25 protein-coding genes are annotated in these 25,339 nt (G+C 72.0%); 12 read left to right on the forward strand and 13 right to left on the reverse strand.

All coding sequences use genetic code 11. The annotated features are described in order from the left end of the window. Positions 1-291: 291 nt before the first annotated feature. Complete coding sequence (locus ABZ321_RS32835) at positions 292-1,617, forward strand: histidine kinase (RefSeq protein WP_354898548.1); 1,326 nt, start codon at positions 292-294, stop codon at positions 1,615-1,617. Beyond that, positions 1,614-2,288 (forward strand): response regulator transcription factor, encoded by a 675-nt coding sequence (locus ABZ321_RS32840; RefSeq protein ID WP_344504314.1) that lies wholly within the window; start codon positions 1,614-1,616, stop codon positions 2,286-2,288. Before ABZ321_RS32835 ends, ABZ321_RS32840 begins: the two co-directional genes overlap by 4 nt. Here ABZ321_RS32840 and ABZ321_RS32845 read toward each other — a convergent pair. Beyond that, positions 2,283-2,942, reverse strand: coding sequence for a response regulator transcription factor (locus tag ABZ321_RS32845; protein WP_354898551.1), 660 nt, complete (start codon positions 2,940-2,942; stop codon positions 2,283-2,285). The genes ABZ321_RS32840 and ABZ321_RS32845 overlap by 6 nt on opposite strands. Then, the gene (locus ABZ321_RS32850; protein WP_354898554.1) at positions 2,939-4,171 is read right to left on the reverse strand and encodes a histidine kinase; all 1,233 of its coding nucleotides are present in this window, start codon (positions 4,169-4,171) and stop codon (positions 2,939-2,941) included. Before ABZ321_RS32850 ends, ABZ321_RS32845 begins: the two co-directional genes overlap by 4 nt. A 144-nt stretch (positions 4,172-4,315) precedes the next feature. Between ABZ321_RS32850 and ABZ321_RS32855 the strand changes: the two genes are divergently transcribed. The 6 genes from ABZ321_RS32855 to erm all read left to right on the forward strand — a co-directional run bounded on the left by ABZ321_RS32855 (position 4,316) and on the right by erm (position 10,217). Then, on the forward strand, positions 4,316-4,993 hold the full coding sequence (locus ABZ321_RS32855) for a hypothetical protein (protein WP_354898557.1): 678 nt from the start codon (positions 4,316-4,318) through the stop codon (positions 4,991-4,993). Positions 4,994-5,068: 75 nt separating this feature from the next. After that, positions 5,069-6,580 carry an MDR family MFS transporter gene (locus ABZ321_RS32860; RefSeq protein WP_354898560.1) on the forward strand — a complete coding sequence of 504 codons (1,512 nt, stop codon included), beginning with the start codon at positions 5,069-5,071 and terminating at the stop codon, positions 6,578-6,580. 53 nt (positions 6,581-6,633) lie between these two features. Then, complete coding sequence (locus ABZ321_RS32865) at positions 6,634-7,515, forward strand: ABC transporter substrate-binding protein (protein WP_344504319.1); 882 nt, start codon at positions 6,634-6,636, stop codon at positions 7,513-7,515. Further along, on the forward strand, positions 7,515-8,360 hold the full coding sequence (locus ABZ321_RS32870) for an amino acid ABC transporter permease (protein ID WP_344504320.1): 846 nt from the start codon (positions 7,515-7,517) through the stop codon (positions 8,358-8,360). Before ABZ321_RS32865 ends, ABZ321_RS32870 begins: the two co-directional genes overlap by 1 nt. 2 nt (positions 8,361-8,362) lie before the next feature. Then, a complete protein-coding gene (locus tag ABZ321_RS32875; RefSeq protein ID WP_354898790.1) occupies positions 8,363-9,100 on the forward strand; it encodes an amino acid ABC transporter ATP-binding protein in 738 nt (245 codons plus the stop codon). Between the two features lie 337 nt (positions 9,101-9,437). Further along, complete coding sequence (erm, locus tag ABZ321_RS32880; RefSeq protein WP_354898564.1) at positions 9,438-10,217, forward strand: ErmE/ErmH/ErmO/ErmR family 23S rRNA (adenine(2058)-N(6))-methyltransferase; 780 nt, start codon at positions 9,438-9,440, stop codon at positions 10,215-10,217. Between the two features lie 64 nt (positions 10,218-10,281). Here the strand turns inward: erm and crcB are convergent, their stop codons facing one another. The 7 genes from crcB to ABZ321_RS32915 all read right to left on the reverse strand — a co-directional run bounded on the left by crcB (position 10,282) and on the right by ABZ321_RS32915 (position 15,229). Beyond that, positions 10,282-10,635, reverse strand: coding sequence for a fluoride efflux transporter CrcB (gene crcB, locus ABZ321_RS32885; RefSeq protein ID WP_344504322.1), 354 nt, complete (start codon positions 10,633-10,635; stop codon positions 10,282-10,284). Next, a complete protein-coding gene (locus ABZ321_RS32890) occupies positions 10,632-11,027 on the reverse strand; it encodes a CrcB family protein (protein WP_344504323.1) in 396 nt (131 codons plus the stop codon). The genes crcB and ABZ321_RS32890 overlap by 4 nt, the downstream gene beginning before the upstream one ends. Positions 11,028-11,180: 153 nt before the next feature. After that, the gene (locus tag ABZ321_RS32895; protein WP_344504324.1) at positions 11,181-12,860 is read right to left on the reverse strand and encodes a hypothetical protein; all 1,680 of its coding nucleotides are present in this window, start codon (positions 12,858-12,860) and stop codon (positions 11,181-11,183) included. A gap of 36 nt (positions 12,861-12,896) precedes the next feature. Further along, positions 12,897-13,223: a putative quinol monooxygenase gene (locus tag ABZ321_RS32900; RefSeq protein WP_344504325.1), complete on the reverse strand. Its 327-nt coding sequence runs from the start codon at positions 13,221-13,223 to the stop codon at positions 12,897-12,899. 72 nt (positions 13,224-13,295) lie between these two features. Beyond that, complete coding sequence (locus ABZ321_RS32905; RefSeq protein ID WP_354898569.1) at positions 13,296-13,907, reverse strand: hypothetical protein; 612 nt, start codon at positions 13,905-13,907, stop codon at positions 13,296-13,298. A gap of 49 nt (positions 13,908-13,956) precedes the next feature. Continuing rightward, positions 13,957-14,703: a class I SAM-dependent methyltransferase gene (locus ABZ321_RS32910; RefSeq protein ID WP_344504327.1), complete on the reverse strand. Its 747-nt coding sequence runs from the start codon at positions 14,701-14,703 to the stop codon at positions 13,957-13,959. Positions 14,704-14,809: 106 nt separating this feature from the next. Continuing rightward, the gene (locus ABZ321_RS32915) at positions 14,810-15,229 is read right to left on the reverse strand and encodes a YciI family protein (RefSeq protein WP_354898572.1); all 420 of its coding nucleotides are present in this window, start codon (positions 15,227-15,229) and stop codon (positions 14,810-14,812) included. Positions 15,230-15,576: 347 nt separating this feature from the next. On the opposite strand from ABZ321_RS32915, the gene ABZ321_RS32920 reads away from it, so the two are divergent. Further along, entirely contained in the window at positions 15,577-16,296 is a 720-nt protein-coding gene (locus ABZ321_RS32920; protein ID WP_354898575.1) for a VOC family protein, read from the forward strand. A 591-nt stretch (positions 16,297-16,887) separates the two neighbouring features. On the opposite strand, the gene ABZ321_RS32925 is transcribed toward ABZ321_RS32920, so the two are convergent. From ABZ321_RS32925 to ABZ321_RS32940, 4 genes are all read right to left on the reverse strand, one after another. Then, complete coding sequence (locus tag ABZ321_RS32925) at positions 16,888-17,025, reverse strand: hypothetical protein (RefSeq protein WP_354898577.1); 138 nt, start codon at positions 17,023-17,025, stop codon at positions 16,888-16,890. A gap of 146 nt (positions 17,026-17,171) precedes the next feature. After that, complete coding sequence (locus tag ABZ321_RS32930) at positions 17,172-19,082, reverse strand: ABC transporter ATP-binding protein (RefSeq protein WP_354898793.1); 1,911 nt, start codon at positions 19,080-19,082, stop codon at positions 17,172-17,174. A 330-nt stretch (positions 19,083-19,412) separates the two neighbouring features. Beyond that, positions 19,413-21,149, reverse strand: coding sequence for an ABC transporter ATP-binding protein (locus ABZ321_RS32935; RefSeq protein WP_344504332.1), 1,737 nt, complete (start codon positions 21,147-21,149; stop codon positions 19,413-19,415). 2 nt (positions 21,150-21,151) lie between these two features. Next, positions 21,152-21,781 carry a helix-turn-helix domain-containing protein gene (locus ABZ321_RS32940; RefSeq protein ID WP_344504333.1) on the reverse strand — a complete coding sequence of 210 codons (630 nt, stop codon included), beginning with the start codon at positions 21,779-21,781 and terminating at the stop codon, positions 21,152-21,154. 216 nt (positions 21,782-21,997) lie between these two features. Here ABZ321_RS32940 and ABZ321_RS32945 point away from each other — a divergent pair, with 216 nt between their 5' ends. The 3 genes from ABZ321_RS32945 to ABZ321_RS32955 all read left to right on the forward strand — a co-directional run bounded on the left by ABZ321_RS32945 (position 21,998) and on the right by ABZ321_RS32955 (position 25,168). Then, entirely contained in the window at positions 21,998-23,191 is a 1,194-nt protein-coding gene (locus ABZ321_RS32945; RefSeq protein ID WP_354898581.1) for a GAF domain-containing sensor histidine kinase, read from the forward strand. A 127-nt stretch (positions 23,192-23,318) separates the two neighbouring features. Then, positions 23,319-24,437, forward strand: coding sequence for a lytic polysaccharide monooxygenase (locus ABZ321_RS32950; RefSeq protein WP_354898584.1), 1,119 nt, complete (start codon positions 23,319-23,321; stop codon positions 24,435-24,437). After that, positions 24,434-25,168, forward strand: a complete 735-nt coding sequence (locus tag ABZ321_RS32955) for a hypothetical protein (RefSeq protein ID WP_354898586.1) — start codon at positions 24,434-24,436, stop codon at positions 25,166-25,168. Before ABZ321_RS32950 ends, ABZ321_RS32955 begins: the two co-directional genes overlap by 4 nt. The last annotated feature ends 171 nt before the right edge of the window (positions 25,169-25,339 follow it).

A 25,339-nucleotide genomic window follows, 5' to 3' on the forward strand; every position in this document is an offset into this window, starting at 1 on the left:
GGGCCGGGCGATGAGCGGGGGAGCGGTGTCGGTCGTGCCGTCGTTGCTCTGTCGGGGCGGGGGCGGGGGCGAGGTGCGGCGGGACCGTTCGGGCCGGGACACCGTTGGTTGGCAGGGTCGGCAGTTGCGGGGCGGCGGGGCGATTCTGGTCGTGCGCCTCGTCGGTGCGGACGGGGGCGGCGGTACCGGGTGGGACGGGACGATCGTGGGTCTGCGTCAGTCGCTGGCTCTCGGCCGTGGCGTCGGTGCGGGTGCTGGGGCGGAACGATGAGGTCCGGGGAGGGGGATCGGATGGTGGAACGGGAGCCGCCGGTGGTGCGGGACAGGGGCGCGGCGGGGGTGGGGGCGCGGTGGTTCGGTGTGGTGCGGGGGTTCGTGGTGCGGCACCCGCGCTGGGTCGACGGTGCGCTTGCCGCCGGGGTCGGGCTGCTCAACGCGGACCGGGCGCTCGCCGGGGCCGGGGCGGCCGGGGTGGCGTTCTACGTGGCCGTTCATCTGCTGCTGGTCTGGCGGCGGGCGGCGCCGGTCCTGGTGTGCTGGGCGGTGCTCGGGCTCGCGGTCCTCGGGCTGGTGGTCGTCGGGGTCAGGGTCGAAGGGCTGCATCCGGAGGCGGTGATCGCCATCGGGGTGTACACCGTTGCGCGGCACGCGGCGCTGCGGCGGCTCGTGCCGGTGGTCGTGGTGGTCGGGTCGCTGGCGCTCACGGCGTCGTTCTCGGCCGGGCCGCGGTGGACGGCGGTGGGGTTCGTGACGTTCGGGTTGACCGCGGTGGTGCTGCTGGGGTTGGTGGTGCGGACCCGGCGGGCGTACCTGGCCGAGCTGGAGGATCGGGCCCGGCGCCTCGAACGCGACCGTGACCAGCGGGCCGAGATCGCCGTCGCCGCGGAGCGGGCCAGGATCGCGCGGGACATGCACGACATCGTGGCGCACCACCTGTCGGTGATGGTCACGCTCGCGGACGCGGCGACGTTGACGGCGGCGTCGTCGCCGGGCGAGGCGGTGACGGCGATGCGGCACGTGGCGGGCACCGGCCGGCAGGCGCTCGGGGAGATGCGTCGCGTCCTCGGGCTGCTGCACGAGGACACCCGGGCCGCCGTGTCCGCGGGCGCGGGTGGTGCCGGTGATGTGGCGGCGAGCCCGCAGCCGGGGTTGGCGGACCTGGATGCGCTCATCGCCGGTGTACGGGCGGCGGGGCTCCGCGTCGAGGTCACCACCGAGGGCGTACCGGGTCGGCTGGGGCCCGGCGTGGAGCTCGCGGTGTACCGGATCGTCCAGGAGGCACTCACCAACGTGCTCAAGCACGCGGGTGCTTCGAGCCGGTCGGGGGTGCGGGTGCGGTACACCGGCGACCGCGTCGAGCTCGAGGTCACCGACGACGGCACGAGCGCCCCGCAGGGCGGTGGGCAGGCTGGTGGCAGGGGCATGACCGGAATGGCGGCGAGAGCGGCGGCGTACGGAGGCCGGTTCGCGGCCGGTCCACGCACCGACGCCCCGGGCTGGTCTGTCCGCGCGACCCTCCACGGCGACCCGGCAAGCGATGCCCCGGCAAGCAGCGGCCCGGCGAGCGGCACGACAAGCGGCGCGGCGGTGCGTGGGGGAAGGGGTGGCGGGGCGTGAGCATCAGGGTGCTGCTGGTGGACGACCAGCCGTTGCTGCGGCTCGGGTTCAGGATGATCCTGTCGACGCAGCCGGACATGGACGTGGTCGGGGAGGCGGGGGACGGCGTGCAGGCGGTGGCGATGGCCGCGGCGCTCGTGCCTGACGTGGTGCTCATGGACGTGCGGATGCCGGTGGCGGACGGGATTGAGGCGACCCGTGGCATCGTGGGGTCGGGGTCGGCGGCGCGGATTCTGGTGCTGACGACGTTCGACCTGGACGAGTACGTGTGGGCGGCGTTGCGGGCGGGTGCCAGCGGGTTCCTGCTCAAGGACGTGCAGCCGGCGGACCTGACGGGGGCGATCCGGTCGGTCGCGGCGGGGGACGCGGTCGTCGCGCCGCGGGTGACGCGGCGGTTGATCGACGCGTTCGCGGGGCATCTGCCGGACCCGGCGGCCGGGGTGTCGGAGGCGGAGCGGCTGCTGGAGGGGTTGACCGTCCGGGAGCGGGAGGTGCTTGTCGAGGTGGCCCGGGGCCGGTCCAACCTGGAGGTCGCGGCGGTCCTGTCGCTGTCGGAGGCGACGGTGAAGACCCATGTGGGGCGGCTGCTGATGAAGCTGGGGCTGCGGGATCGCGTGCAGATCGTCGTGTTCGCGTACGAGGCGGGGGTGGTGCGCCGGGGTGGGTCATGAGGCGGCGCCGGGGCGGATCAGGCCGCTTTCGTAGGCGAACGCCACGGCCTGGACGCGGTCGCGGAGGTCGAGCTTGGTGAGCATGCGGGAGACGTACGTCTTCACGGTCGCCTCGCCGAGGAACAGCGATGCGGCGATCTCCGCGTTGGAGCGGCCGCGGGCGACGAGCCGCAGCACGTCGACCTCCCGTTCGGTGAGCGTGGCGAGCTGCGCGGCGGCGCGTGGGTCGGCGACGGGGGAGGCGGCGTAGGAGGCGATGACCCGCAGCGTCACGGCGGGGTCGAGCAGCGCGTGGCCGGCGGCGACGGTCCGGACGGCGTGGACGAGCTGCTCGGGTGGGGCGACCTTGAGCAGGAAGCCGCTGACCCCGAGTCGCAGCGCCCGGCGGACGGCCTCGTCGTCGTCGAAGGTGGTCAGGATGATCACCTTGGTCGGGCCGGCGGCGAGGATGTGGCCGGCGGCCTCGATGCCGTCGCCGTGGGGCATGCGGACGTCGAGGAGGACGACGTCGGGGTTGGTGCGGCGGACCTCGTCGAGGGCGCGGACCCCGTCGGCGGCCTCGCCGACGACCTCGATGTCGGGCTGGTGGTCCAGGAGCATGCGCAGCCCGGCGCGGATCATCGCTTCGTCGTCGACGACCACGACGCGGATCATGACGCGGTACCGAGGGGGAACGACGCCCGGACGGTGAACCCGCCGGGTCGCGCGCCGGCGGTGAGGGTGCCGGAGAAGACGGCGATCCGTTCGCGCATCCCGATGAGCCCGTGCCCGCCGCCGTCCAAGGCGGGGGCGGAAGGGGCAGCGGCGGAAGGGGCGGGGTTGGGTAGGACGTTGTCGACCGTGAGCGTCAGGCGGTCCGTTGCCCGGTGCAGGTGGACGCTGGTCGCGGCGGTGCCGGCGTGGCGCAGGACGTTGGTCAGCGCCTCCTGCAGGACCCGGTAGGCGGAGATGTCCTGGGCGCGGGGGACGCCGGTGAGGTCGCCGTCGACGGTCAGCTCGACGGGCAGCCCGGCGGCGCGCAGCTCCGCGACCAGTTCCTCGGCGCGGGCGATGGACGGCTGGGCGACGAGCAGGTCGGGTGTGTCGCGGAGGATGCCGACGAGGGTGTGCAGCTCGCGGACGGATTCGCGGCCGAGTCGTTCGACGCCCTGCAGCATCTCCGCCTGTGGTGTGCCGGCCGGGAGGGTGGCGCGGACGGCGCCGAGCTGCAGGACCATGACGCTGATCGAGTGGGCGACGGCGTCGTGCATGTCGCGGGCGATCCGTTGCCGTTCCTCGGCGACGATCGCGTGCTCGCGGGCGTCGCGTTCGGCGTCGAGGGCGGTGGTGAGCCGGGCGAGGAGTTCGGCGCGGTCCTGTAGCCGGCGGGCGAGCAGGCCGACGCCCCAGGCGCCCCAGCACAGCAGGCCGAAGAACAGGTTCTCCCAGGCCATGGCGGCGAGCCCGCCGATCGTGGATCCGGCGGCGCGGCCGGCGATCCACGTGCCGAGGCTCGCCATGAGCTGCGCGGCGAGCGGCGCGGGCCAGGAGCCGGCCGACCAGAACCGGGACGGCCGCGAAGTATCTGGTGGCCAGGAGGCCGCCCGCTGGTAGCCGGCCCAGCCGGGGGCGAGGAAGAACCCGAGGACGGCGGCGCCGGTGGGGCCGTTGAGCCCGCCGGCGACCGCGACCGGGAACGCGGCGGCGACGATGGCGGAGCCGGCGATCGGGAACCGGCCGGCGAGGGCGGTGCCGGCGACGACGGTGGCGAGCGCGGCGGCGGGCACGGCCGGCGCGGCGGAGAACGCGCTGTCGAGGAGGATCTCGGCGACGCCGATGACCGCGAGGGTGACGGCGGCGGCCCAGGGGAGGAGGGCGGCCCGGCGCGCGAGCGTGCGGTGCATGGGTTGATCCTATTGCCGCAGTTCAGGGCCCCGGGTCGGCCGTGCGGCGGACAGGTTGACGGTGCCGTGTCCGTCGCGCGGCGGACGCGGGTCGAGACGCCGGACAGCAGACCGTGGGGAGGGTCGGACCATAGCGTTTGCGGCATGAACGAACACGCAACCACGGCCCACCGGGTCCTTCCATACGCCGCCGGCACGTCGCTGATCGCCGGCGCTGTCCTCTTCTTCGCCGGCCTTGCCACGTCCCCGCCGAGCACCGGCGACGACAAGGCCTCCTACCTGCAGTCGTTGGCCGCCGACCCGTTCCAGACGCAGCTGTCGGCGCTGCTGCTGCACTACGGCAACCTGCTGATGGGCGTCGGGATGCTGGCGCTGCCGCTACTTGTGCGGGGCCGCCGCGGCAGCGTCATGACGCTCGTCGGGGCGCTGCTCGGGGCGCTGTTCCTGACCGAGATGTCCGGGGCGCTGCTGTCGGACTGGTTCCACATGGAGATCGGCCGGAACCTGCCGGTCGAGCAGGCGGTGGCGCTGTCGGACAAGGTGCTGGCGCACCCCGCGCAGCAGCTGGCGTTCAGCCCGGGCCCGCTGGTGTCGCTGGCGTTGCTGCTGACGTTCGTCGGGCTGGCCCGGGCCGGTGTGATCGGCTGGTGGTCGCTGGGCGGGATCGTCCTGGGTTACGCCGGGCTGCTGTTCATGCCGTACGACACGCCGATCCTCCCGGCGGTGGGGACCCTGCCGATGCTGGCGGTGATGGCGTTCGCCGGCCTGCGGGTCATCGAGCGGGCCAGGATCACCGCACCGGAGCCAGTGAGCGTCGCATAGAGACGGACCTTGTGACCGGTGGGCCGCGCGACGGCGTACAGCGCCGGAGCCGCCCGCCGGTCGTAAGGTGTGTGCATGGTCGACGCCACTTTCACGCCCCGGACGGCGGTGGGCCTGCGCTCGGAGCGTGGACCGGTCCTGGCCTCGGTGATGCTGACCACCGGGCTCGTCGCGCTCGACAGCACGATCATCGCGACCGCCGTGCCGTCCGTCGTCCGGGACCTCGGCGGGTTCTCGCAGTTCCCGTGGCTGTTCTCGGTGTATCTGTTGACGGCGGCGGTGACGACGCCGCTGTACGGGAAGCTGGCGGACGTCGTCGGCCGCCGCCCGGTGATGTTCGCCGGGATCGCCGCGTTCCTGGTCGGGTCGGTGCTGTGCGGGTTCGCGTGGAGCATGCTGACGCTGATCGTGTTCCGGGCGGTGCAGGGTGTCGGCGCCGGCGCGATCCAGCCGATGAGCATGACGATCATCGGTGACCTGTACACGGTGGAGGAGCGGGCCAGGGTTCAGGGGTACGTCGCCGGGGTGTGGGGCGTGTCGTCGGTGATCGGTCCGGCGATCGGCGGGGTGTTCGCGGACTACCTGTCGTGGCGGTGGATCTTCTTCGTGAACATCCCGGTCGGGCTGGCAGCCGTGTGGATGCTCGTGCGCAACCTCAAGGAGCGCGTCGAGCGGCGCCAGCACCGCATCGACTACCTGGGCGCGTCGCTGCTGGTCGCGGGCTGCACGCTGCTGATCCTCGGCACGCTGGAGGGCGGCATCACGTGGGCGTGGACGTCGGTGCCGAGCGTGGCGATCTTCTCCGGTGGTGCCGTGCTCATGGTCGCGTTCTGGTTCGTGGAGCGCCGGGCCGCCGAGCCGGTCCTGCCGCTGTGGGTGTTCCGGCACCGGATCCTCGTCGGCGGCAACCTCGTCGCGCTGGTCGTCGGCGCGTTGCTGATCGGGCTCACGTCGTTCGTGCCGAGCTTCGCGCAGGGTGTGCTGGGGGCGAGCGCCGTCGGCGCCGGGTTCGTCGTCGCGGCGATGTCGCTGGGCTGGCCGATCGCCGCGACCCTCTCCGGCCAGGTCTACCTGCGCATCGGGTTCCGTGACACGTCCCTGGCGGGTGGCGCGGTCATCGTCGCCGGGAGCGTCATGTGCGCGGTGCTCGGCCGGTACACCGGCATCGGCTGGCTGACGGTCGCCTGTTTCGTCATCGGTGTCGGGCTCGGGCTGACGTCGAGCCCGACGCTCGTCGCGCTGCAGTCGGTGGTCGGCTGGGACCGGCGGGGTGTCGTCACCGGCACGAACATGTTCTTCCGGTCGATCGGCAGCGCCGTCGGCGGGGCGGTGTTCGGCGCGATCGCCAACACGACCCTCGACCGCCGGTTCGCGGCCGCGCCGCCCGGTGCGCGGGAGCGGCTCGGCGGCGCCGACGCGACCGACGTGGTGCTGAAGGGGAAGGACACCCAGCCGGCGGTCCTGGAGTACGCGCGGGGCAGCCTGTATGCGGCGACACACCACGTGTTCATCGCCCTGGCCTGCGTCGCGGTCCTCGGTGCCGGCGCGGTGCTGCTGATGCCGCGCCGGGCCACGCCGTTGCCGTGATCCGACACACGGTAGATCCATTTCCTACCGGTCAGGTGGGTACGATCGCCGCCATGCGCTCCAGGACCCTCCTCCTCGCCGCGGGTCTCACCGCGGCCCTCGCCGCCGCTGCCGGCTGCGCACCGGCCGACGACGACACTGCATCCCCGGCCGCCTCGAGCGGCGCCAGCCCCGGCACAGCGACCTGTGACCCGGCGAACCTCAAGACGGTCGCCGCGGGCAAGCTCACGATCGCGACCGACGAACCCGTCTACGAGCCGTGGTTCAAGGACAACAAGCCCGAGTCCGGTGAGGGCTTCGAGTCCGCGGTCGCGTACGCCGTCGCCACCAAGCTCGGCTACAGCAAGGACCAGGTCGTGTGGACCCGGGTCACGTTCAACAACGCGATCGCCCCAGGCAAGAAGACGTTCGACTTCGACGTCAACGAGTTCTCCATCACCGACGAGCGCAAGCAGGCCGTCGACTTCTCCGCCCCGTACTACGACGTGACGCAGACCGTCATCGCGTTGAAGACCTCGAAGATCGCCGGTGCGAAGAGCGTCGCGGACCTGAAGGGCGCCAAGCTCGGCGCGCAGGTCGGCACCACCAGCTACCGTTCGATCACCGAGGTGGTGCAGCCGTCGGCGCAGCCGCAGGTGTACAACAACAACGACGACGCGAAGAAGGCCCTGCAGAACGGGCAGATCGACGGGCTCGTCGTGGACCTGCCGACGGCGTTCTACATCACCGGCGCCGAGATCACCGACGCGCAGATCGTCGGGCAGCTGCCGCAGCCGTCGGGCACCCCGGAGCAGTTCGGTCTCGTGCTCGACAAGGGTTCGTCGCTGACCGGCTGCGTCAGCCAGGCCGTCGACGCGTTGCGCGGCGACGGCACCCTCAAGACGCTGACCGACAAGTGGTTGTCGTCGGTGCAGGGCGCGCCGAAGCTCAGCTGATGACGTTCAAGCCCAGCCCGTTGCAGCTGGAACGGGACGCGTACCGCCGCCGGCAGACGATCCTGTCGGTGGCGGTCGCGGCCGTGTCCACGCTGGTCGTCGGGGTTCTGCTGTACGCGGCGGTCACCGGCGCGCCCGGCTGGGACCGGTTCCGTGCCAGCTTCCTGTCGGTGGACGCCGCCCGCGACTCGTTGCCGGCGGTGCTGCGTGGCCTGTGGCTCAACGTGCGGCTGCTCGTCGTCTGCGCGGTCGCGGCGGTGCTGCTCGGCCTCGGCATCGCCACCCTGCGCACCGTCCGGCCCGCGGTGTTCTTCCCGTTGCGGGCGCTCGCCGCCGGCTACACGTACACGTTCCGCGGGCTGCCGCTGATCGTGACGCTGTACCTGTTCGCGTTCGGGGTGCCGGGGCTGCGGCTGAGCGGCACCCCGTCCGTGCTCGTGCTCGGCGGGATCGCGATCGTGCTCACGTACGGCGGCTACATCGCCGAGGTGTTCCGCGCCGGCATCGAGTCGGTGCACCCGTCGCAGCGGGCCGCGGCCCGGTCCCTCGGCCTCAACTACCGGCAGACGATGCGGCACGTGGTGCTGCCGCAGGCGGTGCGGCGGGTCGCGCCGCCGCTGCTCAACGACCTGGTCGCGATGCAGAAGGACGTCGGGCTGATCTCCCTGGCGGGGCCGATCGACGCGATCCGGGCCGCGCAGATCGAGACCGCCGGGTCCTACAACTACACCCCGTACGTCGTCGCCGGGGTCCTGTTCGTGCTGCTGGCGATCCCCGTCGTCGCGGTCACCGACTGGGTCACGCTGCGTGCCGCCCGCCGCCAGTCAGGAGACAACCGGCTGTGACCCTGCTGTCCATCAACGGCGTGCACAAGTTGTTCAACGGCAATCCGGTGCTGCGCGGGGTGTCCCTCGACGTCGCCGAGCACGAGGTCGTCGCGCTCATCGGCGCCTCCGGCTCCGGCAAGTCGACGCTGCTGCGCTGCGTCAACCTCCTGGAACAGGTCGACGACGGCACCATCCACCTCGACGGTGCCGACATCACCGACCCGCGCGCCGACCCGGACAAGGTCCGCCGCCGCATCGGCATCGTCTTCCAGGCGTTCAACCTGTTCCCGCACCTGAGCGTCCTGGACAACGTGACGCTCGCCCCGCGGCACGTCCACAAGCTTCCCGCGCGGGAAGCCGAGGCGAAGGCCCTCGCGCTGCTGGAGCGGGTCGGTCTCGCCGGCAAGGCCCGCGCCTACCCCGACCGGCTCTCCGGCGGCCAGCAGCAGCGGGTCGCGATCGTCCGCGCCCTCGTCAACGACCCGCGGCTGCTGCTGCTCGACGAGGTCACCTCCGCCCTCGACCCGGAGCTGGTGGGGGAGGTCCTCGCCCTCATCCGCGACCTGAAGACCGACGGCGTCACGATGGTGATCGCCACCCACGAGATGAGCTTCGCCCGGCAGGTCGCCGACCGGGTCTGCTTCCTCGACGGCGGTGTCGTCGTCGAGGAAGGCCCGCCGGAGCAGGTGTTCGGCGCCCCGCGCGAACCCCGCACCCGCCAGTTCCTGCAGCGCATCACCGAAGCGGGCCGCCTGTAACCGCCGGCACCTGCTGCGTGCGCTGCCGGGGCCGGCTGCATGTGCGCCGACGGTACCGGCGAAAACCGCGTGCACCGGGGTGGGCGGCTCGGATATGTTGCGGCGATGACCATGACGCATGCTCTCCTCGCGGCGGCCGCGATGTCGGCCGTGCCGGCCATGCGCCTGCGCGCCCGGCGTCGCGCCCTGGTCCGCCAGGTGTGACGCACACCTTGTAGAGCGTCGCCACCCGAGTCGCGCCAGGGCCCTCCGAGTCCATCTTCGGAAACGGACGGGCCGCGATGCCGCCTGTCCGTGTTCGCCGCCCTTCGTCGGGGCGGCAGACGGGACCACGGTCATGGCGCCATCCGCTCATTCTCGCAGCCGTCGCGTGTACGGCCAGAACCTGCTCACCGCACCCACCGAGATCCACCGACTCGTCGACGCCGCCGGGCTCGACCCGTCCACGCTCGTCGTCGAGGTCGGGGCGGGCCGCGGGCACCTCACCGCCGCGCTCGCCGAACGGTGCCGCCGGGTGATCGCCTACGAGGTCGACCCGGACCTGGCGGCGGCCCTGACGGCGGCCCTGCCGGCCCGCGACGGCGTCACCGTCCGGGTCGCGGACTTCCTCGCCACGCGGCCGCCGGCGGCACCGTTCGCGGTCGTCGGCAACATCCCGTACGCGCTGACGTCCGCCGTCGTCGACTGGTGCCTGCACGCTCCCGGGCTGACCGGCGCGACGCTGCTCACCCAGCTGGAGTACGCCCGCAAACGTACCGGCGACTACGGCCGCTGGAGCCGCCTCACGATCGCGACCTGGCCGTGGTGGGACTGGCGGCTCGTGGGGCGGGTGCCTCGTGGGGCGTTCCGGCCCGTGCCCCGGGTCGACGGCGGCATCCTGCGGCTGACCCGCCGCCCTTCGCCGCTTGCGCCGGCCCGCGGCTACGCGGGGTTCGTGGAGCTCGGGTTCAGCGGGGCCGGCGGCTCGCTGCATGCGTCGCTGTGTCGCCGGTACGACCCGCGCCGCGTCTCGGGTGCGTTCCGGGCGCTGCGGCTCGACCAGGACACGCCCGTCGGGCTGGTCTGGCCCGAGCAGTGGCTGACCCTGTTCCGCCTGCTCCAGCACCGTCCGCGGTAACGCACAGCTGGCCGCTTTTACAAGCGCTGGCGAGCGGCCGGCTACTACAGAAAAGGGCCGGCTGCTACCGCAGCGTCTGCGTCAGTGTGTAGCCGGCAGTCGCGGCGGCGAGTCCCAGCACCAGGCTCGCCGTCACGTACGCGGCCGCCCGCCGCGGCCGGCCCTCCTCGACGAGGCGCAGCGTCTCCAGGCTGAACGTGCTGTACGTCGTCAACGCGCCGCAGAACCCCGTGCCCACCAGGGTCCTCACGGTGGCGGGCAGCGCGTCGCCGGCGCCGATCAGCGCCCCGAGCAGCGCGCTGCCGAAGACGTTGACGATCAGCGTCCCGAGGGGTGAGCGGTCCTTGAGCGCCCGTTCGGTGAGGTACCGGGCGGGCGCCCCGACCGCCCCGCCGATCAGCACCAGCAGCAGCGTCATGCGGGGCGCCTCGTCAGGCGGCGGGCGGACCACACGCCGAACGACACGGCCGCCATCGCGGTGACCAGCGTCCCGGCGACGTACGCGGCCGCGGTCCAGGCGGCACCCCGGGAGGCGAGGACGACGGCGTCGACGGTGTAGGTGGAGAACGTCGTGAACCCGCCCAGCACCCCCACCCCGAGCAGCGGCCGCAGCAGCGGGTGCCGGCCCTCGACGACGACCACGAGGACCCCGATGAGCAGGCATCCTGTCGCGTTCACGGCGATGGTCGACCACGGCACGCCCGCCTGGGCGTCGTGCGGCAGCAGCAGCGCCACCCCGTACCGGGCGGCGCTGCCCGCGGACCCGCCCACGGCGACGGCGCCGAGGACGTGCGAGGGGCGTGCGGACATCGGGTCAGGGTACCGGTTTACCCGATCCGTACCCGCCGCTGACCACGGCCACGCCCACGCACCGGACGCTGGGCCGCATGCAGCGTTCGATGCGGTTGATGATCGTGCCCGCCGGCTCCGTGCGGGCGGCCGTCCTCACCTGGGATGTGTGCGTCAGCCCGCTTCCGGCAGCCGGGAGATGATGGTGAAGCCGCCGGCGGGGACGAGGGCGCGGATACGGCCCGCGGTCGTCGTGTAGTGCTCCAGCTCCTCGCCGCCGGGGTCGTTGACGGTCACGGTCGCGGCGCCCTCAACGGCGCCGCCGGCCCCGCTGGACCTGGCCGCCATGTCGACGTCGCAGACGCGGGTGCTCGTCGCGACGCTGCGCAGCAGCGTCACCCGCGCCCGGTGCTGCGGGTCGCGCAGCGTCAGGCAGCGGATCTCCCCGTCGTCGCGGCAGCTGCCGGCCGTCGTCGACGTGTCCGGGTCCGCCTCGGCGATCCGCGCGACCGCCGCCGCGTGCGGGTCCGCGTCCAGGGCCAGCATCGCCAGGAGCCCGTGGATCGTCGACTCCGCGCCCGCGTCGCGGTGCACCACCCCGCGCCGGCCCAGCTGCCGCGGTGACCCGTCGACGATGTCGACACCGTCGTAGGTGCGGCCGGTCGCCGGGTCGTACATGGGCGCGCCGGCCGGGTTGTTGCCGAAGAACCACGAGCCGGCGATCCCGGCGAGGGTCGACAGCGCCGGGCGGCCCGTCACCCGCGCCGTGGTCAGCAGCGACTCGACGCGGGACTGCGCGCCGTACGACAACTGCACTCCGTCGATCGTCAGCGCCTCCCGCGCTCCCGGCACCGCGACCCGCAGGTTGTCCGGTCCGCCCTCGACCAGCAGGTGCGGGGTGAACGACGCCGCGTCGGCCAGGGCGGCGTCGCGTGCGGCGAGGTCACCGGCGACCTCGTACACGCGGGCGAGCCCGGCCGGTGCGAGCCCGGCCCACGCGTGCCAGGCGCTGCGGGACAGCGCCGACGGCAGCACCGCCCCGAACGGCCACGTCCACGGGGTGCCGGTCCGCATCGCCGTGACGCCCTCGGCGAGCTGCTCGATGAGCTTGCGGGCGTCGTCGTCGCCGGTGCAGCCGGTGTACGCGCAAAGCCCGAGCAGCGCCTCGCCGGTGAGGTCGGCGCCGTCGCCGATCAGCCACGCCGGGGTGGCGGACTCCTCGACAACGCGCCACTGGCCGTACCGTGGCAGCACCTGCCGCCGGATGGCGCTCATCGCCAGCCGAAGCCGGCGGCGCAGGAACGCCGGGAACTCCGGCTCGCCGCCGTCGTCGGCGCTGAACGCGGCGAAGCCCTCGCCGAGCGCCCACACGGTGCGGGCCAGCCACGCCGACTCACCCTCGTCGGACGGGTCGGGGCTCTCCGCGGGGATGCCGCTGCGGTTCAGGGTGCCGTCCGGCTGCTGCCACAGCACGACGTTGCCGTGGGCAAGGTCGCCGGGGTCGTCGTCGGTCTCGTCGTCGTGGACGGTCTGCAGGAAGCACAGGCCGCGCAGCAGCTGCCGGGCGGCGTCACGGCTGGTGCCGTCGCCGGTCGCCCGCCAGTGCCGCACGTAGACGACGGCGGCGCGGGCGATGTCGTCGGCGTTGAACGCGCCCTGGGTGTAGTAGCCGTTGTCGGGGTCGACGGGCCCGCCGCCGACCGGGAGGTAGGTGTCGTCCGGGAGCCGCTCGGCGTAGGTCCAGACGACCTCGACCGCCGGCTCCTCGGCCAGGCGGAACGTCGTGTGCCCCGGCTGCGGCGGCGGGGTGAGGCGGACCCGCAACGAGTCCAGATGCGCAAGATTCGTCAGCACCGGACCGGGATACCCGACAAGTCCGAATTTATGCCACTATCGGTTGACTGCGAGCTCGCCGAGCTCGGACCAGTCGTCCTGGTCGACGGTCGCGTTGACGATCCGCGGGGTCGCGGCGAGATACTGCGGCAGCGTCCGCTGCGCGTCCTTGAAGTGCGCCGACTGGACGTGCGCGCCGCCGGCGTCACCGTCGCGGAACGCCTCGACCAGCACGTATTCGTTCGGGTCGTCGAGGCTGCGGGACCAGTCGAACCACAGGCAGCCCGGCTCGGCCCGCGTCGCCCGGGTGAAGTCCGCGGCGATCTCCGGCCACCGCTCCGCGTGCTCCGGCAGGACCTGGAACTTCGCCGTAATGAAGATCATGACGTCTTCCTCCGTGGGATCAGCGGAACATCTGTGATCAGCGGAACATCTGTGGTCAGCGGAACTTTGTGATCAGCGGAACGCCAGCCGCGCCTGGCGGCTCGGCTCCAGGACCATCACCTTGTAGGGGCAGGCCCGGTCGGTGATCGCCTCGTACGCCTTGACCGCCCGGTCGGCCGCGTCCAGGGCCTGAGCGAGGGGCGTCTGCCCCTTGCCCTTGTTGCGGAACAGCGCGCCGTAGAACGCCGAGGCGAACACGGTGCCCTCGTGCCAGCCCACCCGCGTGGACGTGCCGATGTAGACGATCTCACCGTGCAGGCAGTCGCGCAGCGCCTTCTGCCAGGCGCCGATCCCGGTCTTGCAGCCGTCGGCGAGCACCGCGCTCGCGTTGAGCCCGTGCCCGCGCTCGGCCGCGTAGTCGCCGAACTCCTGCAACGCCAGCATCGTCTTGCCGTCGGTACTGCTGAACGTCGGCGTCTCCGCGTGGTCCCCGTGCGCCATCACATGCAGCACGTCGCACGCCGCCGTGAACGCGGCGAAGATCGTGTCGGGGTCACGGGACCGCACGAAGTCGATGTCGACGATCGGGACGGGTAACCCGGCGTTGATGCTCTGCAACGTCGACTGCACGAACGCCATCGACGCGTCGAACGACTGGTCCAGCCCGATGTCGAGCAGGCTCACCCGCCGGTTCCGCATACCGCAGCCCCCCTCGCTCCGGTCACATTGTGCGTCAGTCCGGCAGGACGGGCTTCTCCCACACCGAGACGTGCTGGACGCTCTCACTCGTGAAGGGCTCCTGCTGCCAGTTCGCCCAGCGCGCGAGCGGCCGCAGCCCCGCGATCTGCGCCATCAGGTCCAGCTCGGCCGGCCACACGTACCGGAACGGGATCGACCGGAAGCCGCCGCGGCCCCCGGAGATCTCGACGTAGTTCGAGCTCATCGACTGGGTCGCGACGTCGTAGAGGTCGTACGCCCAGCGGGTCTCGCTCACCAGGAACGGCACCACGTCCTGCCCCGGCGGCAGCCGCCGCAGGTCGGGCATCATCACCTCGACCGCGAACCGCCCACCGGGCTGCAGGTGCGCGGCCACGTTGCGGAAGCACGCGACCTGCGCCGCCTGCGTCGTCAGGTTCATGATCGTGTTGAAGACGAGGTACGCGACGGCGAACGACTGGTCCACCCGCGCCGTCGCGAAGTCCCCGATCGTCACGCCGATCGCGTCGCCGCCGGGCTTCTCCCGCAGCCGGGCCACCATCGCCCGGGACATGTCGATCCCGTGCACGGGCACCCCACGCGCCGCGAGCGGCAGCGCGATCCGCCCCGTGCCGATGCCCAGCTCCAGCGCGGGCCCGCCGTCGGCGAGCTCGACAAGGGTGTCGACGGCCGGCTTCACGACCGCGGGGTCCGCCATCTCCCTCGACGACTCGTCGTACCGGGCCGCGACCCGCTCCCCGAAGTAGCCGTCCTCATCGATCATCGCCGGACCCTATCGCGACCGTCCGTTTTCGGTACGTCAGGGGCACGGTTTCCGGTTCCGGCGCGGGGGCCCGCCGACGCGGCCCCCCGGTGCCGGTGCCACGTGGTCAGAGCTGGCCGGTCCGCTCCCGCCACGCCCGCTCCTTGACGATCCACTCGTTGTCCTGCGGGAACTCGTCGATGCTCGGCACCCGCCGGACCTCGACCTTGCTGCCGGGGAACTGGGGGAGCCGCTTGGCCCACTCGACCGCCTCGTCCTTCGAGGCGACCTCGAGGAGGTAGAAGCCGCCGAACAGCTCCTTCGTCTCCCCGTACGGCCCGTCGGTGACAACCGGCGTCTCCCCGTCGAAGTGCACCACGACCCCCTGCGCCGGGTCGTCGAGCCCCTCCGCCGCCACCAGCACCCCGGCCCGCATCAGCTCCTCATTGAACTTGCCGACCGTCTCCAGCATCTCCTCGAACGGCGTCTCCATCATCTTCGCCGTCGACTCATCGCTGCCGCGCATGATCAGCATGTACTTCGCCATCGTGGTTCTCCTCACGGTGAAGGTCGCTCCTCGACCTTCTCACCCCAAGGTCGAACGACCCACCCGAGGATCGACACGCCACCCAAACGAATTTCCAACTACGTTCCGCCGCAGCTCAGCCGGTGCCCCACCACCCTCCGCCGGCCCGATCACCCCCCGCCCCGGCGGCGTGGTCACCCTCAGCCGGTCGCGTTGTCGGCGACAAATGAGGTGACGCCGCAGAAGCCTATGCGCCCCTGGCCGAGCGGCACGCCGACTGCGGTCGCATCGGCCGATCGGATGGGATCAGGCGATGATCGGCCATTTCCATGTGCGAAGGACTGTCCGCAGCGCCTAGGTAAAGAGCCATGGCCAACGAGGTAACCGTCCCCCTGCTGCCCTGCGCGTCGATTGACGACATCGTCACCTTCTACGGGGTTCTCGGCTTCAGCACGACGTACAAGCAGCGCAAACCCAACCCCTGCGTGGGACTGCAACGTGAAGACCTGCACCTGCAATTCTTCGAAATCGCCGGGTTCGACCCAGAGCAGTCCTACGGCTCCTGTCTCGTGCTCACCTCGGACATCGCGGAACTGCACCGGGCTTTCGCCGCCGGCATGCGGGCCGCATACGGCAAAGTCCTGGTGTCCGGAATGCCGAGGATGACCCGACCCAGGGCTCGAAAGAACGCCGACGGGCTGGGCGGATTCAGCGTCATCGACCCGGGCGGCAACTGGATCCGCGTCTTCCAGAACGCCGCCACGATGCCCACGCCAGCACCCGCACCCACCGGACGACTCGCCAAAGCGCTGGCGAACGCCATCGTGCTGGCCGACTCCAAGGGTGACGTCGGCCAGGCAGTCCGCATCCTCGACAGCGCGTTGGCTCGCCCGCAGGCCGACGATGACCCCGTCACACAGGTAGAGGTTCTGGTGTACCGCGCAGAACTGGCGATGGCGCTCCATGACCGGGAAACCGCAACGGAGATGCTGGCCCGCATCGAGCACATCGCGCTGAGCGCAGACCAGACCGGAAGGGCGGCACCGGCCTTCGAGATCGCTGCCGACCTCGCAGCGGCGCTGCGATGAGTTCGGGGGTGCAGCGGAGCTGCAGGCGACGCCCTCTCATCGGCCAAAAGCGCGCGTCGACGTTTTGGTCCAACATCGCGATCGGCGTCTACGCAGGGTGACAAGGCGGCCCTGTGCCAATCTGGCCGCTGACTCCCGATGGTCAACAAGTGGCGCTCGTTCTGGGTTCTGGCGCAATCTCCGTGAATGATCACTGCGACTACGCGGGCGCCGTCGAGGCTGGCGCTGCTCGTGCAGTCCAAAGCTCAGTCCTCAGGTAGCCGTCGTTGACATCCGTCCTGGCTTCACGGAATGTGCGCCAGAGCCCGGTTCTCGCGGACAAAATCAGAGGCCTGGAACCGGACCGGCGGGGCGGTCTCGGCGGCGTCGGACTGGTCCGGCAGGAGGCGGTGATCCTGCCGGACTGAAACGGTGAGGTGTGGGTCGCAGGACGGCCGGGTCGCGCCGCCCTCCGGCGGTCCGGTCGCGGTCCGGTCCGGTGGCCCGGTGGGTTGTGGTTCGGTCCGGTGGCCCGGTTGTGGCGAGGCCGGTCCGGCGGGAGGCATTGCTCCTGTCGGACCGGCCCGGAGAAGTGCGGGTGAGTGGGCGGGGTCAGTCGACCTCGACCGCGGCGGCGGCGAATTGGACTGAGTACAGCCTGGCGTAGGCGCCGTCGGAGGCGAGCAGGGAGGTGTAAGTGCTCTGCTCGACGATGGTGCAGTGCTTCCATGTCGTTCCGCCGCGGCTCACGCCGAGGCCCGCCCTCTAGCGGGGCGGTCGCGGCCCGGGCCGGGTCCGGCGGGGTGGACGCGGCGGTGCCGGGCCGGTCCGGCGGGAGGCGGGGCTCCTGCCGGACCGGGCGGCGAGGTCCGGGGCTCCGGACAGGTGGGGCGGGGTCAGTCGACCTCGACCGCAGCGGCGGCGAACTGGGCTGAGTACAGCCTGGCGTAGGCGCCGCCGGAGGCGAGCAGGGAGGTGTGGGTGCCCTGCTCGACGATGGTGCCGTGCTCCATCACGAGGATGAGGTCGGCGTCGCGGATGGTGGACAGGCGGTGGGCGATGACGAAGCTGGTCCGGCCGGCGCGCAGGGTGGTCATCGCGCGCTGGATCAGGACCTCGGTGCGGGTGTCGACGGAGCTGGTCGCCTCGTCGAGGATGAGGATCGTCGGCTCGGCGAGGAACGCCCGGGCGATCGTGATGAGCTGCTTCTCGCCCGCCGAGACGCCGGCGCCCTCCTCGTCGATGACGGTGTCGTAGCCGTCGGGGAGGGTGCGGACGAAGCGGTCCGCGTGGGCGGTCTCGGCGGCCGCGACGATCTTGTCCTGGGTCGGGTGGTCGGCGCCATACGCGAGGTTCTCCGCGATGGTGCCCTGGAAGAGCCACGTGTCCTGCAGGACCATGCCGATCTGTTCGCGGAGGTCGTCGCGGGACATGGTGGCGATGTCGACGTCGTCGAGGAGGATGCGCCCGGCGGTCAGGTCGTAGAAGCGCATGACCAGGTTGACGAGCGTGGTCTTGCCGGCGCCGGTCGGGCCGACGATCGCGACCGTCTGGCCCGGCTCCACGGTGAGGGAGAGGTCCTCGATCAGGGGTTCGTCCGCCTTGTACCGGAAGGAGACGCCCTCGAACGTCACCTTCCCCCGCACCTGGGCGGGGCGCGCCGGCTTGACCGGGTCCGGCGACTGCTCGTCGGCGTCGAGCAGCTGGAACACCCGCTCGGCGGAGGCGACACCCGACTGCACCAGGTTGGCCATGCTCGCGACCTGGGTCAGCGGCTGGCTGAACTGGCGGGAGTACTGGATGAACGCCTGCACGTCGCCGAGCGACAGCGACCCCGACGCGACCCGCAGGCCGCCGACGACGGCGACGAGCACGTAGTTGAGGTTGCCGATGAACATCATCGCGGGCTGGATGAGCCCGGAGATGAACTGCGCCCGGAACGACGCGGTGAACAGCGCCTCGTTGTGCTCCTCGAACGTCTTCGCGGCCTCGGCCTGCCGGCCGAAGATCTTCACCACGGAGTGCCCGGTGAACATCTCCTCGATGTGCCCGTTGAGCTTGCCGGTGCTGGCCCACTGCTTCACGAACTGCGGCTGCGACCGCTTGCCGATGCGCATGGTGACCAGCACCGACACCGGCACCGTGACCAGCGCGATGATCGCGAGCAGCGGCGAGATCCAGAACATCATGCCGAGGACGCCGAAGATCGTCAGCAGCGACGTGAGCAGCATGCTCAGCGACTGCTGCAGGGTCATCGCGATGTTGTCGGTGTCGTTGGTGGCGCGGCTGAGGACCTCGCCGCGCGGCTGCTGGTCGAAGTAGCTCAGCGGCAGCCGGGACAGCTTCGCCGACACCTGCTCGCGGAGCCGGTAGACGGTGCGCTGCACGACGACGGTGGTGAGCCGGGCCTGGAGCAGGCCGAGGATCCAGGCGCCGAGGTACACGACGGCGACCCACAACAGGACCCGCTCGAGCCGGTCGAAGTCGATGCCCCGGCCGGGCACGACGTGGTCCATGGCGGCGAGCAGGTCGGCGAAGCGGTCCTGCCCGCGCTCCCGCGCACCCGCGACCGCGTCGGCCTTGCTGATGCCCGCGGGCAGCTGCCGGCCGACGATGCCCTCGAAGATGACGTCGGTGGCGTGGCCGAGCAGCCGCGGCCCGATGACGGAGAGCACGACGCTGCCGATGCCGAAGACCAGCACGGCCGCGATGAGCATCCGGTCGGGCGCGAGCATCCGCAGCAGCCGCTTGGACGAGCCCTTGAAGTCCTCCAGCTTCGCCGGCGGCCCGCCGGCGCCCATCATCATCCGCCCAGGCCCGAACGCGGGCGGCGAAGGCCGCGACCCGCCACCCGGCCCACCAGGGCGCCCCGGTCCGGTCATGCCGTCACCTCCGCTTCGCTCCGGCGCCGGCCTGACCCGACCTGCGCTGCTGATTCGCGGCCCGAGCCGCTTCGCTGGCCGCTCATGCCGCCACCTCCGCTTCGCTCCGGCGTCGGCCTGAGCCGAACCTGCGCTGCTGATTCGCGGCCCGAGCCGCTCCGCTGGCCGCTCATGCCGCCACCTCCGCTTCGCTCCGGCGTCGGCCTGAGCCGAACCTGTCACATGATGAGCGGCCCGAGCCGCTCCGCTGGCCGCTCATGCCGCGGCCTCCTGTTCGGTGAGCTGGGAGAGGACGATCTCGCGGTAGGTGGCGTTGCCGTCCATCAGCTCGGTGTGGGTGCCCGTGCCGACCACGCGGCCCTCGTCGAGCACGACGATGGTGTGCGCGTCGCGGATCGTGCTGACCCGCTGCGCGACGATGACGACCGTCGCGTCGACGATCTCGGCGCGCAGCGCGTCGCGTAGCGCGGCGTCGGTCGCGTAGTCCAGGGCGGAGAAGGAGTCGTCGAAGAGGTAGATCTCGGGCCGGGCGACGAGCGTCCGGGCGATCGCGAGCCGCTGCCGCTGCCCGCCGGAGACGTTGGTGCCGCCCTGCGCGATCGGCGCGTCGAGCGCCTCGGGCATCGCCCGGACGAAGTCGGCGGCCTGCGCGACCTCCAAGGCCCGCCACAGCTCGGCGTCGGTCGCGTCGGGCCGGCCATAGCGGAGGTTGGACGCGACGGTGCCGGAGAAGAGGTACGGCTTCTGCGGCACCATGCTCACCGTCGCCGACAGCAGCGCCGGGTCGATGTCGCGCACGTCGACGCCGTCCACGAGGACGGTGCCACCGGTCGCGTCCATCAGGCGGGGGACCAGGTTGAGCAGGGTGGTCTTGCCGGCGCCGGTGCTGCCGATGATGGCCGTGGTCTGCCCGGGCCGGGCGGCGAGATCGATGCCGCTGAGGACCGGCGACTCCGCGCCGGGATAGCGGAACTCGACGCCGCGCAGCTCCAGCTCGCCGTGGCGGGGCAGCGCGGTGACCGGCTTCGCCGGCACCACGACGCTGGAGTCGGTGGTGAGGACCTCCTGGATGCGCTCCGCGCACACCTCGGCCCTCGGGATCATGACGAACATGAACGTCGCCATCATGACCGCCATGAGGATCTGCATCAGGTAGCTGAGGAACGCGGTCAGCGCCCCGACCTGCATGCCGCCGGTGTCGATGCGGTGCGCGCCGAACCAGAGCACGAGGATGCTGGAGGCGTTGACGACCAGCATCACGGTGGGGAACATCAGCGACATCAGCCGGCCCACGGCGAGGGACACGTCGCGCAGGTCGCCGTTGGTCTTGGCGAACCGGACCCGCTCGTGCTCGTCGCGGACGAAGGCGCGGATCACCCGGATGCCGGTGATCTGCTCGCGGATGACCCGGTTGACCAGGTCGATGCGCACCTGCATGAGGCGGAACAGCGGCCGCATCCGCACCACGATGACGGCGATGATCCCGATCAGGATCGGGACCACGACCAGCAGCAGCGCCGACAGCGGCACGTCCTGCACGAGGGCGAGGATGATGCCGCCGACGCACATGATCGGTGCCGTGACCATGAGCGTGAAGGTCATCAGCACGAGCATCTGGACCTGCTGGATGTCGTTGGTCGTGCGGGTGATCAGCGACGGCGCGCCGAACTGCCCCACCTCCCGCGCCGACAGCTCCTGCACCTTGTCGAAGATGCCGGCGCGCACGTCCCGGCCGAGGGCCATCGCGGTGCGGGCGCCGTAGTAGACGGCGGCGGCGGAGCAGACGATCTGCACGAGCGTGACGGCGAGCATCCAGCCGCCGATGCGCATGATGTAGCCGGTGTCGCCGGTGACGACACCGCCGTCGATGATGTCGGCGTTGAGCGTCGGCAGGTACAGCGTCGCCGTGGTCTGCACCAGCTGCAGCAGCACGATGAGCCAGATCGTCCTGCGATACGGGCTCAGATAGGTTTTGAGCAGTCGGATCAACATCGTCAGGCGTCTCCCCCGGTGGTGTCGGTCGGGCGGACCAGCAGGCCGTCGAGCAGGACGGCGACCACGCCGTCGGCGTCGAGCTCGCCGGGCTCGGCCAGCTCCGGCCGGACCGACGCGATCACGAGCAGCACGAGCATGCCGGCGGTGGTGGCGGGGCTGCGTCGCAGCAGCTCCCGGTCGGGCTCGATGAGGGCCTCGACCGCCTCGGTCAGCACCCGGCGGCCCTCCATCAGCTGCTCGACCTGGCGTCGCCCGGTCTCCATCGGCAGCGTCCGGGCGACCATCATGAGCTGGACATTGGACTCGAACCGGCGCAGCAGGACCGCCGCCGCGTCGCGCATGCGCTTGCGCAGCGGTGCCTGCCGGTCGATCGCGTCGAGGTCGCGCAGCACCGTCTCCTGGTCGAAGGCGGTGCCGAGCGCGGCGAGGATCAGCGACGCCTTGTCGGGGAAGACGCCGAAGATGGTGCCTTCGGCGACGCCCGCGGCCTCGGCGATCTGCTTCGTGGTGACCGCCGCCCCGTGGGTGCGCAGCAGCGGGATGGTCGCGGCGACGATCGCCGCCCGCCGCTCGTCCGGCGACAGCGCGGGGACGCGCCGGCGTCGGGCTCGGACAGGCTGCTGGTTCACGACGGCCACCTTACTGAGCGAGCACTCACTCGGACAACCGAATAATGCTGTGAGCGGAAAAGACGAAAACGGAAACCCGAGTACGACGAGAACCACACCCTAACCACAACCACCGACAGTTCCGGCGGACAGCTACCGCATGGCAACCGGCCGTGATCGCGGCGGGCACCCCGGCGTCCCGAACCTGATGGGGCACAACCGAGCCTGGGAGACGAGATGACGACACATGCTCACGACGAGGAGGCCCGCCTCGCCGCGTTGCACAGTTACGGCGTCCTCGACGGCCCCCGCCCCGCGGCCCTCGACGAGCTGACCCGCCTCGCGTCGTCGATCTTCGACACGCCGATGTCCTCGGTCTCGCTCATCGACCGGGACCGGCAGTGGTTCGCCGGCAGCACCGGCCTCGCCGACGCCGAGACGCCCCGCGACGTCTCGTTCTGCGCGCACACCCTGCCCGAGCGGCGGCAGCTCGTCGTGCCCGACGCCCGGCTCGACCCGCACTTCCGCACGTACCCCAACGTCACCGGCGACCCGCACATCCGCTTCTACGCGGGCTCCCCGCTCGTCGACGAGGACGGCCACGCGCTCGGTGCCCTGTGCGTCATCGACGACCGCCCCGGCGACCTCGGCCCCCGCCAGCGCGAGGCCCTGGACACCCTCGCCGCGCAGGCGGTCGGGCACCTGTCGCTGCTGCGCAACCGGCTCCTGCTCGCCGAGCTCGGCGACGAGCTGGCCCGCGCCACGCAGCGCGAGGAGGACCTGATCGCGACGGTCTCGCACGAGCTGCGCACCCCGGTCGCGGCGATCCAGGGGTACCTGGAGCTCCTCGCGGAGGAGGAGCAGCTCGCCGCGTACGCCCGCCTCGTGGAGCCGATCCAGCGCAACGGCGAGCGGCTCGTCCGCATGGTCGACCACCTGCTGACCGGCACCCGCCCCGCGCACGCCCCGACCGAGCTGCACCGCACCCGGGTCGACCTGGCCATGGTCGTCGAGGCCGCCTGGCGGGCCTGCCGCACCCTCGCCGAGCAGCGCGGGGTGACTCTGTCGGTGGTTCCTTCGCCGGTACGGGTGGACGTCCGCGCCGACGTGACCCAGCTGACGCATGCGGTGCAGCAGCTGGTGCGCAACGCGGTGCTCTTCACCCCCGCGGGCGGCGACGTCACCGTCGCGGTGTACGGCGGCCCGGTGCCGACCGTCGAGGTCGCGGACACGGGCGTCGGCGTCCCGGCCGACGAGCTGCCGTATGTCTTCCAGCGCTTCTACCGCGGCCGCCACGCCCGCGAGCAGGCCGTCCCCGGCGTCGGGCTGGGCCTGCACATCGCCCGCCAGGCCGCCACCGCGCACGGCGGCACCGTCACGCTGAGCTCGGCCGGCAAGGGCACCACCGCGAGGCTGTCGATCACGGCGTGACGGCCGCGGTGGAACTTTCAAGCGAAAGCCGAAGTCCCGCCGTACCGGAGACGTCGATGCTTGCCAATGGCGGGAGGCCGTGGGAACACTGCGCTCACCTCATGTGAGGAGGAGCACATTGCGCCCAGTGTGGAGCGTCTTGGCGGCCCTCGCCGTCGGCGCTGTCGCGGTCCTCGTGGTGCCCGCCCCGGCGAGCGCCCACGGTGTCGCGATGGTGCCCGGCAGCCGCACCTATCTGTGCTATGTGGACGGACTCAAGGCCACCGGCCAGATCATCCCGTCCAACCCCGCCTGCGCCGACGCCGTCGCGCAGGGCGGTCAGCAGCCGCTGTACGACTGGTTCGGCGTGCTGCGCTCAGACGCCGGCGGACGTACCACCGGCTTCATCCCCGACGGCCAGATCTGCGGTGCGGGCACGACGAAGTACGCCGCGTACAACGCCGCCCGGACCGACTGGCCCACCACCCACCTGACCGCCGGCGCCACGATCCAGATGCGGTACAGCAACTGGGCCGCGCACCCCGGCACGTTCCACCTGTACGTCACCCGCAACGGCTGGAGCCCCACCACCCCCTTGGCGTGGGGTGACCTGGAGCCGTTCTGGAGCGCGACCGACCCGCCGCAGTCCGGCCCGCCCGGCGCGCTGAACTACTACTCGTTCAACGCGACGCTGCCGTCGGGCAAGACCGGCAAGCACATGCTGTTCATCCAGTGGGTCCGCTCGGACAGCCAGGAGAACTTCTTCAGCTGCTCCGACATCGTCTTCGACGGCGGCAACGGCGAGGTGACCGGCATCGGCGGCGCGCCGTCGTCGCCCTCACCCTCGGTCTCCCCGTCGAGGAGCACGTCGCCGTCGGCGTCCGCCTCCCCGTCCAGGAGCACGTCACCGTCCAGGAGCACGTCCCCGTCGCGGTCGAACTCGCCGTCCACGGGATCGGGCGCCTGCACCGCCACCTGGAGCATCGTCCCCAGCTCGTGGGCCGGGCACTTCCAGGCCGAGGTCACGGTCCGCAACAACGGGACCGGCAGCCTCAACGGATGGACGGTGCGCTGGTCGTACACCGGCGGACAAGGCTTCGAGGGATCGCCGTGGAACGGCACACTCGTCGCACAGCCCCCGAATCCGGCCGTCAGCAACGTCGACTGGAACAGGGTGCTCGCCGCCGGCGCCACCACGTCGTTCGGCTTCAACGCCACCGGCACCGCCCCGGCGACCGCCCCGACCCTGAGCTGCACCAGCCCATGATCAAGTCACCCCTGTTGCGGCTGCTGACCGGTGTGGTGGCGGTGGCGTTGGTACTGGCAGGCCTCGTCATCGCCACCACCCGGAGCTCCAAGCCGGACGCGCCGGCGGAGAAGGAGACGGTGCACACCGTCACCGGCGCGCACGACGGCCGGCAGGCGGCGACGCTGGAGGTGGTCACCGGCGCGGAGTCGGTGATCATCCACAGTGAGCCGATGGACGGTTTCCTGTACCGCGCCTCGACCCTGCCCGGCAGCCGCGTCGAACCCGCCGCGGCCGTCGACGGCGAGGTCGTCCGGCTCAGCCTGAACGGCACGGAGGTCGCGGGCCAGGCGACGGTCCACGTGTACCTGAACTCGACCGTCCGCTGGACGCTCAAGCTCGCCGGCGGCGGCCTGCGGCAGGTCGTGGACTTCGGCTCTGGCCGGCTCGCCGCCGTCGACGTGGTCGCCGGGGTGCAGGAGCTCGACGTCACCGTCCCGAAACCGGAGGGCGAGCTGCCGATCCGGGTCGGCGGCGTCGGCAAGCTCCTCGTCCACGCCCCGGCGGGCCCGCCGGCGCAGCTGACGCTCGGCCAGACCAGCACCGTGGGCAAGGCGACCCTGGACACCTCGGCCAAGCAGAACCTGGCCGGCGGCGCCGTCATCGCCCTGCCCGGCTGGCAGCAGGCCGCCGACCGCTACGCCCTGCACGTCGACGGCGGCGCCGCCGAGGTCCTCCTCGACCGCCGCTGAGCAGCACCGCCGCACGACGGAGGAGGCGCGGGCCCAACCCCGCGCCTCCTCCATGTCGGTCAGCGGGGCTCGTCGGCCACCGCCAGCCGCGCGGCGCTCCTTCGATCGGCGGCCCGCACTGTATCGACCGGACGCACGCGGGAAAGATTCTCCGGGGCGCGTGTCGATCGG

It is taken from the genome of Dactylosporangium sp. NPDC006015 (assembly GCF_040614215.1).
Taxonomy (GTDB): domain Bacteria; phylum Actinomycetota; class Actinomycetes; order Mycobacteriales; family Micromonosporaceae; genus Dactylosporangium; species Dactylosporangium maewongense.